12 protein-coding genes are annotated in these 14,027 nt (G+C 61.2%); 9 read left to right on the top strand and 3 right to left on the bottom strand.

Features of this window, described 5'->3' with window-relative positions:
- The first annotated feature begins 90 nt into the window (after positions 1 to 90).
- The 9 genes from glgC to AAIH70_RS07205 all read left to right on the top strand — a co-directional run bounded on the left by glgC (position 91) and on the right by AAIH70_RS07205 (position 10,082).
- A complete protein-coding gene (gene glgC, locus AAIH70_RS07245) occupies positions 91 to 1,353 on the top strand; it encodes a glucose-1-phosphate adenylyltransferase (RefSeq protein ID WP_112728652.1) in 1,263 nt (420 codons plus the stop codon).
- A gap of 26 nt (positions 1,354 to 1,379) precedes the next feature.
- Entirely contained in the window at positions 1,380 to 2,825 is a 1,446-nt protein-coding gene (gene glgA, locus AAIH70_RS07240) for a glycogen synthase GlgA (RefSeq protein ID WP_132272525.1), read from the top strand.
- 2 nt (positions 2,826 to 2,827) lie between these two features.
- Positions 2,828 to 4,456 (top strand): alpha-D-glucose phosphate-specific phosphoglucomutase, encoded by a 1,629-nt coding sequence (locus AAIH70_RS07235; RefSeq protein WP_132271518.1) that lies wholly within the window; start codon positions 2,828 to 2,830, stop codon positions 4,454 to 4,456.
- 229 nt (positions 4,457 to 4,685) lie between these two features.
- Positions 4,686 to 6,632 carry a glycogen debranching protein GlgX gene (gene glgX, locus AAIH70_RS07230; protein WP_430033703.1) on the top strand — a complete coding sequence of 649 codons (1,947 nt, stop codon included), beginning with the start codon at positions 4,686 to 4,688 and terminating at the stop codon, positions 6,630 to 6,632.
- 98 nt (positions 6,633 to 6,730) lie between these two features.
- Positions 6,731 to 7,219: a MaoC family dehydratase gene (locus AAIH70_RS07225; protein ID WP_132271516.1), complete on the top strand. Its 489-nt coding sequence runs from the start codon at positions 6,731 to 6,733 to the stop codon at positions 7,217 to 7,219.
- 84 nt (positions 7,220 to 7,303) lie between these two features.
- Entirely contained in the window at positions 7,304 to 8,545 is a 1,242-nt protein-coding gene (locus tag AAIH70_RS07220) for an SAM-dependent methyltransferase (protein ID WP_132271515.1), read from the top strand.
- A gap of 19 nt (positions 8,546 to 8,564) precedes the next feature.
- Positions 8,565 to 9,626 carry a DUF2332 domain-containing protein gene (locus tag AAIH70_RS07215; RefSeq protein WP_132271514.1) on the top strand — a complete coding sequence of 354 codons (1,062 nt, stop codon included), beginning with the start codon at positions 8,565 to 8,567 and terminating at the stop codon, positions 9,624 to 9,626.
- A gap of 85 nt (positions 9,627 to 9,711) precedes the next feature.
- The gene (locus AAIH70_RS07210) at positions 9,712 to 9,951 is read left to right on the top strand and encodes a hypothetical protein (RefSeq protein WP_132271513.1); all 240 of its coding nucleotides are present in this window, start codon (positions 9,712 to 9,714) and stop codon (positions 9,949 to 9,951) included.
- Positions 9,951 to 10,082, top strand: a complete 132-nt coding sequence (locus AAIH70_RS07205; RefSeq protein ID WP_281033520.1) for a hypothetical protein — start codon at positions 9,951 to 9,953, stop codon at positions 10,080 to 10,082. The genes AAIH70_RS07210 and AAIH70_RS07205 overlap by 1 nt, the downstream gene beginning before the upstream one ends.
- Before the next feature lie 15 nt (positions 10,083 to 10,097).
- Here the strand turns inward: AAIH70_RS07205 and AAIH70_RS07200 are convergent, their stop codons facing one another.
- The 3 genes from AAIH70_RS07200 to AAIH70_RS07190 are packed head-to-tail and all read right to left on the bottom strand — an operon-like array spanning position 10,098 to position 14,012.
- Positions 10,098 to 10,658, bottom strand: coding sequence for a sarcosine oxidase subunit gamma (locus AAIH70_RS07200; protein ID WP_132271512.1), 561 nt, complete (start codon positions 10,656 to 10,658; stop codon positions 10,098 to 10,100).
- Positions 10,651 to 13,659: a sarcosine oxidase subunit alpha gene (locus AAIH70_RS07195; protein ID WP_132271511.1), complete on the bottom strand. Its 3,009-nt coding sequence runs from the start codon at positions 13,657 to 13,659 to the stop codon at positions 10,651 to 10,653. Before AAIH70_RS07195 ends, AAIH70_RS07200 begins: the two co-directional genes overlap by 8 nt.
- Entirely contained in the window at positions 13,656 to 14,012 is a 357-nt protein-coding gene (locus tag AAIH70_RS07190) for a sarcosine oxidase subunit delta (RefSeq protein ID WP_132271510.1), read from the bottom strand. Before AAIH70_RS07190 ends, AAIH70_RS07195 begins: the two co-directional genes overlap by 4 nt.
- Positions 14,013 to 14,027: the final 15 nt, after the last annotated feature.

The following is a 14,027-nucleotide window of genomic DNA, read 5'->3' as shown; positions in this document are numbered from 1 at the left end:
TGCCGCCGCAAGATCGTGTGGAGCGGTTTTGCGGCAAAGACAGAACAAAGACGTCTAGCGGACAAGAAGTCGAAATTTGGGGAGGATGAAATGACCACGAAACGCGTTCAACCACTCGCACGTGATGCCATGGCCTATGTTCTGGCCGGCGGCCGCGGCAGCCGCCTGAAGGAACTGACCGACCGGCGCGCGAAACCAGCCGTCTATTTCGGCGGCAAGACCCGCATCATTGATTTCGCGCTGTCCAACGCGCTCAATTCCGGCATTCGCCGCATTGGCGTCGCCACCCAGTACAAGGCGCATTCGCTGATCCGCCACATGCAGCGCGGCTGGGATTTTTTCCGTCCCGAGCGTAACGAAAGTTTCGACATCCTGCCGGCCTCGCAGCGCGTCTCCGAAACTCAGTGGTACGAAGGCACGGCCGACGCCGTTTACCAGAACATCGACATCATCCAGGACCATGGCGTCGAATACATGGTCATCCTTGCCGGCGACCACGTCTATAAGATGGACTACGAGTTGATGCTGCAGCAGCACGTCGATTCCGGTGCCGACGTCACCGTCGGCTGCCTGGAAGTGCCGCGCATGGAAGCCGTGGCCTTCGGGGTCATGCATGTCAACGCCAAGGACGAGATCATCGATTTCGTCGAAAAGCCCGCCGATCCGCCGAGCATTCCCGGCGATCCGGATCATGCGCTGGCCTCGATGGGCATCTACGTCTTTCACACCAAATTCCTGATCGAGGCGCTGAAACGCGATGCCGCCGATCCGAATTCCAGCCGCGATTTCGGCAAGGACATCATTCCTCACATCGTCGCCAATGGCAAAGCCGTCGCCCACCGATTTGCCGACAGCTGTGTGCGTTCCGATTTCGAGCGCGAGCCCTATTGGCGCGATGTCGGCACCATCGATGCCTACTGGCAGGCGAATGTCGACCTGACGGCCATCGTGCCGACGCTTGATATCTACGACAAGTCCTGGCCGATCTGGACCTATCAGGAAGTCACCCCGCCAGCGAAATTCGTGCATGACGACGAAGACCGCCGCGGCTCGGCAATCTCCTCGGTCGTTTCGGGCGATTGCATCATTTCCGGCTCGTCGCTGAACCGCAGCCTGTTGTTCACAGGCGTGCGCGCCAATTCCTATTCGCGCCTCGACGGTGCCGTAATCCTGCCGAATGTGCGTATCGGACGGCATGCCCAGCTTCGCAATGTCGTCATCGATGCCGGTGTAACCATTCCGGAAGGACTGGTAGTCGGCGAGGATCCCGAGATCGACGCAAAGCGTTTCCGGCGCAGCGAGGGCGGGATCTGCCTGATCACCCAGAAGATGATCGACAAGCTCGACATCTGAGACGAAACGGGGTTTTGAAGACGAAAATGCAGGTTCTGGCCGTCGCATCCGAACTCTACCCGCTGGTGAAAACCGGCGGGCTTGCCGATGTGGCCGGTGCGCTTCCGCTTGCGCTGAAACATTATCGCGTCGCCACCAGAACGCTCATCCCCGGTTATCCCGCCGTGATGGCCAAGCTACGGGGCGACACCACGCTGAGCCTGCATTTCGACGATCTGCTCGGCGTCTCCGCCGATATCATCGAAACCCGGATCGACGGCCTCGACCTTCTGATCCTCGACGCGCCGGAACTGTTCGACCGCCCCGGCGGCCCTTACGCCGATGCGACCGGCGCCGACCATGCCGACAACTGGCGCCGCTTCGCCGCCCTGTCGCTGGCCGCCGCGCGGATTGCGGCGGGCGAGATGGACGGCTGGCAGCCGGATCTCGTGCATGTGCATGACTGGCAGGCCGGTCTGGTTCCCGCCTATATGCGCTACAGTGACGGCCCGGAACTGCCGAGCCTGATCACCATCCACAACATCGCCTTTCAGGGCCGCTTCGACGCCAGCATTCTGCCGCATATCGGCCTGCCGGCGCATGCCTATGATATCGACGGCGTCGAGTTTTATGGCGGCGTCGGTTACTTGAAAGCCGGCTTGCAGGCAGCCTGGGCGATCAACACCGTCAGCCCGACCTATGCCGAGGAGATCCTCACGCCGGAATTCGGCATGGGCCTAGAAGGCCTGCTCGCCGCCCGTTCCGAACACTTGTCCGGCATCGTCAACGGCATCGATACCGATGTCTGGGACCCGCGCGCCGACGCAGACCTGCCCACCCATTACAGCGCCTCGACCCTGAAGGCCCGCAGCGCCAACAAGCGCGCCGTCGAAGCCCGCTTCGGCCTCGACGAGGATGATGGTCCGTTGTTCTGCGTCATCTCGCGCCTGACCATGCAGAAGGGCATGGATGTGCTGGCCGACCTTGCCGACGAGATCGTCGCCATGGGCGCCCGCCTCGCCGTGCTCGGCTCCGGCGATCCGGCGTTGGAACAGGCACTCTCTGCCGCAGCCACCCGCCATCATGGCCGCATCGCCATCAACCGTGGTTATGACGAGCCGCTGTCGCACCTGATGCAGGCCGGCTCCGATGCCATTCTCATTCCATCCCGTTTCGAACCCTGCGGACTGACCCAGCTTTACGGCCTGCGCTACGGCTGTGTGCCGGTGGTCAGCCGCACCGGCGGTCTCAACGATACCGTCATCGATGCCAACCCGGCCGCAATATCGGCCGGAGCAGCCACCGGCGTGTCCTTCAACGCCGTCACCACCGATAACCTGCGCCGCGCCATCAGGCGCACTGTCGGTCTCTACCAGAGCCCCAAGATCTGGTCGGCCATGCAGAAGCAGGGCATGAAATCGGATGTCTCCTGGGACAAGAGCGCCGGCCTTTACGCCGACCTCTACGCCCGCCTCATTGCAAATAAAGGATGATCATGTTCAAGACCGTCTCCACCACGCCCTACAAGGACCAGAAGCCAGGCACCTCGGGCCTGCGTAAAAAGGTTCCGGTTTTCCAGCAGGAGAACTACGCCGAAAACTTCATCCAGGCGATCTTCGACAGCCTCGAAGGGTTTGACGGCAAGACGCTGGTGATCGGCGGCGACGGCCGGTATTACAACCGCGAAGTCATCCAGAAGGCGCTGAAAATGGCGGCAGCTAGCGGCTTCGGCAAGGTCATGGTCGGCCAGGGCGGCATTCTGTCCACCCCCGCCGCCTCCAACCTCATCCGCAAATACAAGGCGTTCGGCGGCATCGTTCTGTCGGCCAGCCACAATCCCGGCGGCCCGACCGAAGACTTTGGCATCAAGTACAATATCGGCAATGGCGGCCCGGCACCTGAAAAGATCACCGACGCGATCTTTGCCCGCACGCAGGTCATCGATACCTACAAGATCGCCGAGGTCGCCGATATCGATCTCGACAAGATCGGCACTTTCGATCTCGCGGGTATGACGGTGGAAGTGGTCGATCCGGTCACCGACTACGTCATCCTGATGGAAGAACTGTTCGACTTCCCGGCGATCAAGGCGCTGATTGCCGGCGGCTTCAAGGTCGTGATCGACAGTATGGGCGCCGTCACCGGCCCTTACGCCGTGGAAATCCTCGAAAAGCGTCTTGGCGCTCCGGCTGGTTCGGTGCGCAATTCCACGCCGCTGCCGGATTTTGGCGGCCATCACCCGGACCCGAACCTCGTCCACGCCAAGGAGCTTTATGACGACGTCATGAGCCCGACCGGCCCGGATTTCGGCGCCGCTTCCGATGGCGATGGCGACCGCAACATGGTGGTCGGCAAGAACATGTTCGTCACCCCCTCCGACAGCCTTGCGATCATCGCCGCCAACGCGACGCTGGCACCGGGTTATGCCAAGGGCATTGCCGGCATCGCCCGCTCCATGCCGACCAGCGCCGCCGCCGACCGCGTGGCGGAAAAACTCGGCATCGGCATGTATGAGACGCCGACCGGCTGGAAATTCTTCGGCAACCTGCTCGACGCCGGCAAGGCAACCATCTGCGGCGAGGAAAGCTTTGGCACCGGATCGGATCACGTGCGTGAGAAGGATGGTTTGTGGGCCGTGCTGTTCTGGCTGAACATTCTGGCCGTGCGCAAGGAAAGCGCCTACGACATCGTCACCAAACATTGGGCCGAATACGGCCGCAACTACTATTCGCGTCACGACTATGAAGAGGTCGACAGCGACGCCGCCAACGGCATGATTGCCGCCCTGCGCGAAAAGCTTAGCTCCCTTCCCGGCCAGGCATTCGGCAATCTGAAGGTCGCCGCTGCCGACGACTTTGCCTATAACGATCCGGTCGATGGCTCGGTGTCCAAGAACCAGGGCGTGCGCGTCCTGTTCGAAGGCGGCAGCCGCGTGGTTTTCCGTCTGTCCGGCACCGGCACCTCGGGCGCCACCATCCGCCTCTACGTCGAACGTTACGAGCCGGACGCATCCCGTCACGCCATCGAAACGCAGGAGGCTTTGGCCGACCTGATCGCGGTAGCGGACGAGATTTCCGAGCTGAAAAAGCGTTCGGGCCGTGATGCCCCGACGGTGATTACCTGAGGTTCTTGCTACTGAAAACGAAAGGTCGACGGATGTCGCTGCCCCCCTCTGCCCTGCCGGGCATCTCCCCCACAAGGGGGGAGATCGGACGTGGCGATGCCCCGCCTTTCTCTTTCCTCGGCGTCCGCGATAATCTCAGCGATCGAGATGAAACGAGGATCGTGCCCCCAGCCGATCTCCCCCCTTGTGGGGGAGATGCCTGGCAAGGCAGAGGGGGGTACACCTCATAATGCCACACACTTATCCCCTCGGCGCCACCCTCACCCCTGATGGCACGCACTTCGCCATCTGGTCCTCGACCGCCGAAAAGATCGAACTCTGCCTGTTCGACAACGACACCGAAACCGCCCGCCACACGCTCATCCGCGGTAATGAGGGCATCCACCACATCACCCTTCCCGGCATCACCGCCGGCCAGCGTTACGGTTTTCGCGCCCACGGCACTTACGATCCCGATCACGGCCTCTGGTTCGATCCGTCAAAACTCCTCGTCGACCCCTACGCCCGCGAACTCGACCGCCCCTTCCGCCACGATGTCCGGCTGATGCGTTTTGGCGAAGACACCGCCGATATCGTGCCAAAAGCCATCCTCACGCCGGCCGCCCCCATCAACGTCACGTCACCAAAATTCAAACCCGGCGGTTTTGTCTATGAAGTCGCCGTGCGCCCCTTCACCATGCTGCACCCGGATGTGCCGGAAGAACAGCGTGGCACCATCGCCGCACTCGCCCACCCCGCCATCATCGCGCATCTCCAGAAAATCGGCGTCGATGCCATCGAACTGATGCCGATCACCGCCTGGATCGACGAACGCCATCTGCCCCCGCTGGGCCTAACCAACGGCTGGGGTTACAATCCCGTCGCCTTCATGGCGCTCGATCCGCGCCTCTGCCCCGGCGGCATCACCGAGCTACGCGAGACGGTGGCGAAACTGCACGATGCCGGCATCGGCACCATTCTCGACCTCGTGTTCAACCACACCGGCGAAAGCGACCGTTACGGCGCGACGCTTTCCATGCGCGGCCTCGACAACCTTTCCTATTACCGCCATCTGCCGGATGCGCCCGATGTGCTGGTGAACGACACCGGCACCGGCAACACGGTTGCCTGCGACCATCCGGTGGTGCAGCGACTGATCATCGACACGCTGCGCCATTTCGTGTCCGAAGCCGGTATCGACGGTTTCCGTTTCGACCTCGCCCCGGTGCTCGGCCGCACGGCAAACGCTTTTGTGCGCGATGGCGGCACGCTTTCAGCCATCCTCGCCGACGACGTTATGACCGACCGCATCATGATCGCCGAACCCTGGGATATCGGCCCCGGCGGTTACCAGCTCGGCAATTTTCCAGCCCCCTTCCTCGAATGGAACGACCGCGCCCGCGACGATATCCGTCGCTACTGGCGGGGTGACCATGGCCTGACCGGCACGCTGGCGAGCGCTCTTGCCGGCTCCTCCGAGATTTTTTCCCGCCACGGCCTCACCGAAACCCGCAGCGTCAATTTCCTCGCCGCCCATGACGGCTTTACGCTGATGGATCTCGTTTCCCATCAGCACAAGCACAACGAGGCAAACGGCGAGGACAACCGCGACGGCCACGGCGAAAACCTGTCATGGAACAACGGCACAGAAGGCGCGACCGAAGACCCAAACATCCTCGACAATCGCCGCCGCGACGTGATCGCCCTGCTCTCCACGCTGTTTGCCAGCCGTGGCACGGTGATGCTGACGGCGGGTGACGAAGGCGGGCGCTCGCAGCGCGGCAACAACAACGCCTATTGCCAGGACAATGCCATCACCTGGGTCGACTGGGCAAAACTCGATCCGGCCATCATCGCCCATACCGCTTTTCTTGCGCGCATGCGCAGGCGTTTTCCGGCCTTTGCCGACACGGCGTTCCTGACCGGCGCAGACGATGTCGCATGGTTTTCCGCCAGCGGTGCAGCAATGACGGTCGAGGACTGGCAACGCGGCGATGCGGCAACGCTGACCATGGTGCTTGCCAAGCCGGACCGTGACAGCGGGCGCAACGTCCGTGTCGCCGTGCTGTTCAACCGTGGCCACGAAACGGTCGCTGCCGATCTGCCCGGAAACAACTGGAGAACGCTGGCATATGCCGGCACAATCACTAGAATGGAGCTGCCGCCACGGTCCGTCAGCTTCGCACTCGAGGCCTGATCCAGCCTGCGGCCAGCAAATCGCTTTTTGCGCCATGTGATGTGTGCAAAGCTTGGCGATACTTGCCGGGAATCACCTGCCATCCGAAAGAGAAATCCATGCCGCGTGAAATTTCGTTGAGGGATGTAAGCGATCTCGTCGGAACGGAAATCGGCGTGTCCAGCTGGATCACCGTCGACCAGACGATGATCGACACCTTTGCCGATGCCACCGACGACCACCAGTTCATCCATGTCGACCCTGAACGCGCCGCGAGCGAGAGCCCGTTCGGCGGCACCATCGCCCATGGGTTTCTGACGCTGTCGCTGTTGTCGACGATGAACTACGACAGCCTGCCGGTGATCCGTGAACAGACGATGGGCCTCAATTACGGCTTCGATCACATCCGCTTCGGCTCGCCGGTCAAGACCGGCAGCCGCATCCGCTGCCATTTCACGCTGAAGGAAGCGCGCTTTCGCGGTGCCGCCATGCTGATGACCACCTATGATATCTTGATCGAGATCGAGAACGAAAAAAAGCCGGCGCTGACCGGCAGCTGGACGACGATCGTGCAGTTCGATCCAAAGGACCGGCCCGAGGACGCCTGAGATAAGCAAACCGCAATTTTCTGATGCACGCCAAGCCATTGCGATGTTAGGCTCGGGATATTCATCCCCGGCTCAGGAGGCTGCATGTTTCCTCTCTCGCATATGATGAAATCCTTTATCCGCAAAGGCAAGCTGACGGTCATCGATGCCGACGGCAAGCGCCACATCTTCTCCGGCACGCCGGGTCTCGAGGTCACCATGCGGCTGACCGATCCAAAGCTTTACAAGAGCCTCGTTTTCAATCCCGAACTCGCGGCCGGCGAAGCCTATATGGACGGCACGATGCGCTTTGAGGAAGGCTCGACGCTGCAGGATTTCTTGACGCTGTTTTCGGTGAACCGCCTGTCGCTCGGCTCCTATCCACTGCAAAAGGCGCTGCGGGCCATCAAGATGAAATTCCGCAAACGCCAGCAGTCCAACCGCAAGGGGCAGGCCCAACAGAACGTCGCCCACCACTACGATCTCGGCAACGAATTCTACAAACTCTTCCTCGACGACAACATGCTGTATTCCTGCGCCTATTTTCGCGAGGACGGCGAAACGCTGGAACAGGCGCAACGCAACAAGCTGCGATTGCTGGCGGCAAAACTCGGCCTGAAACCGGGCATGAAAGTGCTGGATATCGGCTGCGGCTGGGGCGATCTGGCGCTCTATCTCGCGAGCCTCGAAGACGTGCAGGTTCTGGGCGTGACGCTGTCGAAGGAACAGCAGGCGCTGGCATCGGAACGGGCCCAGAAAGCGGGTCTGGCCGACCGCGTCAAATTCGAGCTGCGCGACTATCGCGACGTCACGGAAAAATTCGACCGCATCGTCTCGGTCGGCATGTTCGAACATGTCGGCGTGCACCACTACGACGAGTTCTTTTCCAAGATCAATACGTTGATGCCGGATGACGGCGTCATGGTTCTGCACTCGATCGGCCATATGAGCCCGCCGGGCATGGCAAGCCCATGGCTGCGCAAATACATCTTTCCGGGCGCCTATTCGCCGGCGCTCTCCGAAGTGTTCGAGGTTGTAGAACAGAACAGCCTGTGGGTGACCGATGTGGAGGTTCTGCGGGTGCATTACGCCACGACGCTCGCCCACTGGAACGCGCGTTTTCAGGCCAACCGCGACAAGGTGATCGCGCTTTACGACGAGCGTTTTACCCGCATGTGGGAATTTTATCTGATCAGCGCCGAGATGATGTTCCGCACCGGCAGCCAGATGGTCTTTCACATGCAGCTGTCGCGCAAGCGCGATGCCGCTCCGATCGTGCGCGATTACATCACCGACAAACAACGCGATTATATCGATCGGGAAAAGCGGCTCGACCTATCCCTTTAAGGACAGCAGGAAGAAACACATGACCCTTGAGATGGATCGTGAAAACGCCGTGCGCGATGCTTTTCGCAAGCAGGTCAAGGCTGCGACGGAGCTTGGATCACCCTTTGTCGCGCATCTGTGCCGCCTCGCCGCTGAACGACTGGACCATGGCACCGCTGTCGGCAGCGCTGTTCTGGACTGGCCGGGTGATGCCTCGATCAACAACGATCTCATACCCTTGCGGCTGGCCGGCTCCTTGCATGCACTTGTTCTGTCGGGTCAGGATGAAGCGCTGAAAGCCGTCTATCCGCCGCAGGAAACCGATGACGACACGCTCTGGCAGGCCATTACCGGCGCCTTCGAAGCGCATGGCGATTTCATCATCCAGCGGCTGCAATCGGCCCCGCAGACCAATGAAATCCGCCGCTGCAACGCGCTTCTGCCCGGTTTTCTCACCATCGCCGAAATCTTCGAAAAACCGCTGGATCTGCTGGAAGTCGGCGCAAGCGCCGGCCTCAACCTGCAATGGGACCGGTATCGCTACAATCTCGGCGGTTTCGAATGGGGCGATCCCGCCTCCCCCGTGCTGTTGCAACCCGACTGGCAGGGGCCGCCGCCACCCGATGCGGAGATCACCATCGCCAGCCGCCTCGGCTGTGACCTCAACCCGCTAGACGTGACATCCGCAGAAGACCGGCTGCGACTGATGTCCTATGTCTGGGCCGACCAGCCGGACCGTCTGCAACGCCTCTCGGCCGCGCTTGACCTCGCCGTCGGTGATCCGCCGCCGGTAGAACGTGCCGATGCGCTGGAATGGCTGCCGCGCGAACTGGTGAAACCACCGACCGGCGCGGTGCGCGTCATCTACCACTCGATCGCCTGGCAATATCTGCCGGCAGCTTTACGCGCCCGCGGCGAAGCCACCATTACCGAAGCCGGCAACCGCGCCACCAAAAGCACGCCGCTCGCCCGCCTGCAGATGGAAGCCGACGACAGACAAGACGGCGCGACAATCAGCCTGCAGATCTGGCCGGGCGGAGAAAAACGCGAACTGGGACGCGTCGATTTTCACGGACGGTGGGTGAAGTGGAAGGGGTGGTGACAAGCAAGATCATGCGGTCGCTCGCCCACATTTGACAGCACCCAAACACACCCTATGATTGCGTTTGTATTTTAGGGATGTAATGATGAGTAGACTTGATCCGGCAGAAATCGAGCAGACCAAGCTGCTGGCGAATGCGCTGGATCGCGCCTCGACAGCATGTTTTACTGTGGGAATAGCGACGCCACTTGCGGGTTACGCTTATAGCCTTGCAGTCTTCAGCACGTTGTCGACATTGCGCATGACCGTGACGCTCACAGCTTGGTTTCTCGGCGCGATAGCACTACATTATCGTGCGAGACGAATACTCAGGAGGCTTGCGTAATGGACTTCTGGTTTTTCTATTCGATCGTTCTACCTGCGGGAATTGTCGTATTGGCGTTTGTTGCAGCCCAACTGCACGAGTGGGATCTGGATCGCAGGCAAAGACGCAAGAACCGCCAACCCGGTGAGTGACCGTCAGCGGCGCCCTCAGAGCGCCGCGTCCCTCGCGCCTTCCGCCAGCATCCCAAACGCATAATCCGAAAACGACCGCCAGACCTCGACCCGGAAAGCATCTTCGGCGGTTCTCAGCAGAACGATCTCCACCTTGCCAAAGATGGTGCGCGAGCATGCACCGACAGGAAATGCCTGCAGCGACAGGTCCTGCGGGCAACCGGTATTGATGGCCGCAGCCGCTCCGGCGCCGGAGACGAGGATCGCCGTGTTACGATGGGACACGTCGGTGGCCGAATGCAACGCGCCGGATTTGGCGGCCGCCGCCACCAGCATGCTGCCGATATCCGTATTGCCTTCGGCAATCACCAGCCATTCATCCGGCCCGATCCAGAGCGCGGTGCGACCATTGGCGGATGCCGACGTCTTCGGCCTGACCGGCAGATCGACGCCAAGCGCTGCAGACAGCGCCGCCACGTCTTCGGCACGAACCCGCAGGTTGATGCGCGCGGCAGGTGCTGCCGGCTCCAGCCGCACCTTGGACGAACCGCCGTGAACGCCGGAAAGCGGAAGGGTTCTTGTTGCGACCTCAACCATTGATACGGCCTCCTTCCTTATCCACGAACACCACGTCGGTGACTTCGACCTCGATCACCTTATCCTTCATCGGCACGTAAAGCCGCTGCCCCATCTTGTCGCGGCCACCGGCCACCAGAGCGATGGCAATCGAGCGTCCGAGATTTTCCGACCAGTAGGAAGACGTGACATGCCCAAGCATGGTCATCGGTTTCGGCTGGTTCGGATCGGCAACGATCTGGCCGCCCTCCTCCAGCACCTCGTTCGGATCCTTCGTCAGAAGCCCGACCAGTTGCTTGCGACCGGTGCGCACCAGATCCGGGCGTTTCAGGCCGCGGATGCCGACAAAGTCGGTCTTCTTCTTGGAAACGGCCCAACCGTAGCCCGCATCGTCCGGGGTGACCGTGCCATCGGTATCCTGACCGACGATGAGATAACCCTTTTCGGCACGCAGCACGTGCATCGTCTCGGTGCCGTAAAGGCAGGCGCCGAGCGACTGCGCGCGTTCCCAGATCGCCGACCACACCGCCGGACCGAAATCGGCCGGCACGTTGACTTCAAAACCGACCTCACCCGTGAACGACACACGGAACAGACGTGCGGCCACACCCATGACCGTGCACTCGGCAACACTCATATGCGCAAAGGCTTCGTTGGAGATGTCGAGACCCTCGACGAACGGCGCGATGATATCGCGCGCCTTCGGACCCTGAACGGCGATGACCGCCCATTGTTCGGTGGTCGAGGTCAGCCAGACCTTGAGATCGGGGAATTCCGTCTGCAGATAATCTTCCATATGCTGCAACACGCGCGGCGCACCGCCGGTCGTCGTCGTCACATGGAAACGATCTTCGGCCAGACGCCCGACGACGCCATCGTCATAGATGAAACCGTCTTCACGGGTCATGATGCCGTAACGGCTTTTGCCCGGTTTCAGCGTGTCCCATGCATTGGTGTAGAGCAGGTTGAGGAACTGCGCCGCATCCGGCCCGACCACCTCGATCTTGCCGAGCGTCGAGGCATCGAACACGCCGCCGACATCACGCACCGTCTTGCACTCGCGGTTGACGGCAGCATGCATATCCTCGCCGCGCTTTGGAAAATACCAGGCGCGTTTCCAGTTTCCGACATCCTCGAATTCGGCACCTTCGGCCGCTTCGAGATGGTGCATCGGCGTCTTGCGGGCCGGATCGAAAAGCTCGCCACGCGAATGCGCCACCAGCGTGCCGTAGGTCACCGGCGTATACGGTGCACGGAACGTGGTGAGGCCCACCTGCGGGATCGGCCTTCCGAGCATTTCCGAGGCGATTGCCAAGCCATGCATATTGGACAGCTTGCCCTGATCGGACGCCATGCCATTGGTGGTGAAGCGCTTGATATGCTCGATCGAATGCATGCCTTCGCGCACGGCAAGGCGGATGTCCTTGGCGGTCACGTCATGCTGGAAATCGACAAAGGCCTTGACCGCCGTATCAGGCCCGGCCCCTTCGGCCGCACCGATCATGCCGCCCGTCCACTCATAGAGATTGGAGCCGGCAAAGGCGATGGCGTCTATGCTCGCCGCGCCCTTATGCCCGGCCATTTCGGCACCAGCCGACAGCGCCTCGCCGATCAGCGTCGAAAGGTCGTCGGTGCCGTTGCAGGCGCCGACCGAGATGCAGTCCTGCGCATAGATATCCGGCAGGAAGCGGTCGCTTTCGGCATCAAACCGCAGTTTTCCGCGCGATTGCGAAAACAGATGCACGGAGGGCGTCCAGCCGGCCGAGACCAGCAGCGCATCGACCTTGAGCTTGCGGCTATTCTTCTCGCCATTGCGGGCAACGGTGATCGAAGAGACGCGATGGCGACCCGCCGTATCGAGCACGGAATGCGACAGCAGAACCTCGATGCCGAGAGAACGGGCCTCGGCCAGCACCGCTTCACCGGATACCTGACGATTGTCGATGATGGCAACCACATCGATACCGGCACGTTTCAGGTCGAATGCCGCCTCATAAGCACTGTCATGCGCCGTGTAGACGGCCACCGCGCGACCGACGGCAACACCGTGATGGTTGAGAAAGGTCCGCGCAGCCGAGGCGAGCATGATGCCGGGACGGTCATTGTTGGCGAACACCATGTGGCGCTCGATCGAACCGGTCGCGAGGATCACCTTCTTTGCCCGCACCTGCCACAGACGTTCGCGCGGCAGCTCCTTCGAAGGCAGGGCCAGATGGTCGGTGACACGTTCGGCAAGCCCGAGGAAACCGTGATTGTAATAACCGAATACCGTGGTGCGATTGAGCACGGTGACATTCGGCATGGCCTTCAGCTTGGCAGCAACGCCTTGCGCCCAGTCAAAACCGTTCTTGCCATCGATCTCGGTCGATGAGTCGAAATGCAGCGCACCGCCCACTTCCGGCTGTTCATCGACAAGGATGACCTTTGCACCGGTCGCGGCAGCAGAGAGTGCTGCCGTCAGACCAGCCACGCCGGCACCGGCGATCAGCACGTCGCAATGTTCGTAGCGGCTGGCGTAATGGTCGGTATCGCCTTCCTTCGGCGCTTCGCCGAGACCGGCCGCACGGCGGATGATCGGCTCATAGAGTTTGTGCCAGGCTTCCTTCGGCCACATGAAAGTCTTGTAGTAAAATCCGGCGGCGAAGAACGGCGACAGCAGATCGTTGAAAGCGCCGATATCATGTTTCAGCGACGGCCAGCGGTTCTGCGAGGCGATCTTTGCGCCATCGAACACTTCCTGCACGGTAGCACGCACGTTCGGCTGACGGCGGGATGCATCACGCGACACGTCGAGGAGCGCATTCGGCTCTTCCGGTCCAGCCGAAAGAATGCCGCGCGGACGGTGATATTTGAACGAACGGCCAAGCAGATGCACGCCATGCGCCAGAAGCGCGGAGGCGACCGTATCGCCTTCAAGCGCCGTATAGGTCTTGCCGTCGAAGGTGAAACGAGCGGTGCGCGCCGGCGTCAGGCGACCAGCGCCCTTGATGCGGAATGCGCCGGAATTGGAGGATGCGCTCATCGGGCGTCTCCTTCCGTCTGTTCCCACGTTTCTACAGTCTTTTCCTCGGCAATCGCCTCGGCTTTTGTCGCAGCGGGGATAGGCTGTTTCGGAAGGCCTGCCTTGTAGGTCATCAGGAACTTGTCGCTCACCGTATCGCGCGCCGCGTTGAAGAAGCGACCGCAGCCATGGATATGCCGCCACCGTTCGTAGGTGACGCCTTTTTCGTTGTTGCGCAGGAAAAAGTATTCGGCGAATTCTTCGTCAGAAATAGCCGCGATATTTTCCGGCCGGGCGATATGTGCTTCGCCGGCCCAGCGGAATTCCAGCTCGGAACGCTCTTCCTCGCAATAGGGGCAATGGATCAAAAGCATCTGGTCTATCCCCTA

The organism is Neorhizobium sp. BT27B (genome assembly GCF_050455485.1).
Lineage (GTDB): Bacteria > Pseudomonadota > Alphaproteobacteria > Rhizobiales > Rhizobiaceae > Neorhizobium.
This window is presented reverse-complemented; position numbering and strand designations above follow the sequence as displayed.

Excerpts from the sequence above, each read along its gene's own strand:
- AAIH70_RS07235 (WP_132271518.1), top strand. The coding sequence starts at position 2,828 with ATGTTCAAGACCGTCTCCACCACGCCCTACAAGGACCAGAAGCCAGGC.
- AAIH70_RS07205 (WP_281033520.1), top strand. The coding sequence starts at position 9,951 with ATGGACTTCTGGTTTTTCTATTCGATCGTTCTACCTGCGGGAATTGTC.
- AAIH70_RS07215 (WP_132271514.1), top strand. The coding sequence starts at position 8,565 with ATGACCCTTGAGATGGATCGTGAAAACGCCGTGCGCGATGCTTTTCGC.
- AAIH70_RS07200 (WP_132271512.1), bottom strand. The coding sequence starts at position 10,658 with ATGGTTGAGGTCGCAACAAGAACCCTTCCGCTTTCCGGCGTTCACGGC.
- glgA (WP_132272525.1), top strand. The coding sequence starts at position 1,380 with ATGCAGGTTCTGGCCGTCGCATCCGAACTCTACCCGCTGGTGAAAACC.
- AAIH70_RS07225 (WP_132271516.1), top strand. The coding sequence starts at position 6,731 with ATGCCGCGTGAAATTTCGTTGAGGGATGTAAGCGATCTCGTCGGAACG.
- AAIH70_RS07190 (WP_132271510.1), bottom strand. The coding sequence starts at position 14,012 with ATGCTTTTGATCCATTGCCCCTATTGCGAGGAAGAGCGTTCCGAGCTG.
- AAIH70_RS07220 (WP_132271515.1), top strand. The coding sequence starts at position 7,304 with ATGTTTCCTCTCTCGCATATGATGAAATCCTTTATCCGCAAAGGCAAG.
- AAIH70_RS07195 (WP_132271511.1), bottom strand. The coding sequence starts at position 13,659 with ATGAGCGCATCCTCCAATTCCGGCGCATTCCGCATCAAGGGCGCTGGT.
- AAIH70_RS07210 (WP_132271513.1), top strand. The coding sequence starts at position 9,712 with ATGAGTAGACTTGATCCGGCAGAAATCGAGCAGACCAAGCTGCTGGCG.
- glgX (WP_430033703.1), top strand. The coding sequence starts at position 4,686 with ATGCCACACACTTATCCCCTCGGCGCCACCCTCACCCCTGATGGCACG.
- glgC (WP_112728652.1), top strand. The coding sequence starts at position 91 with ATGACCACGAAACGCGTTCAACCACTCGCACGTGATGCCATGGCCTAT.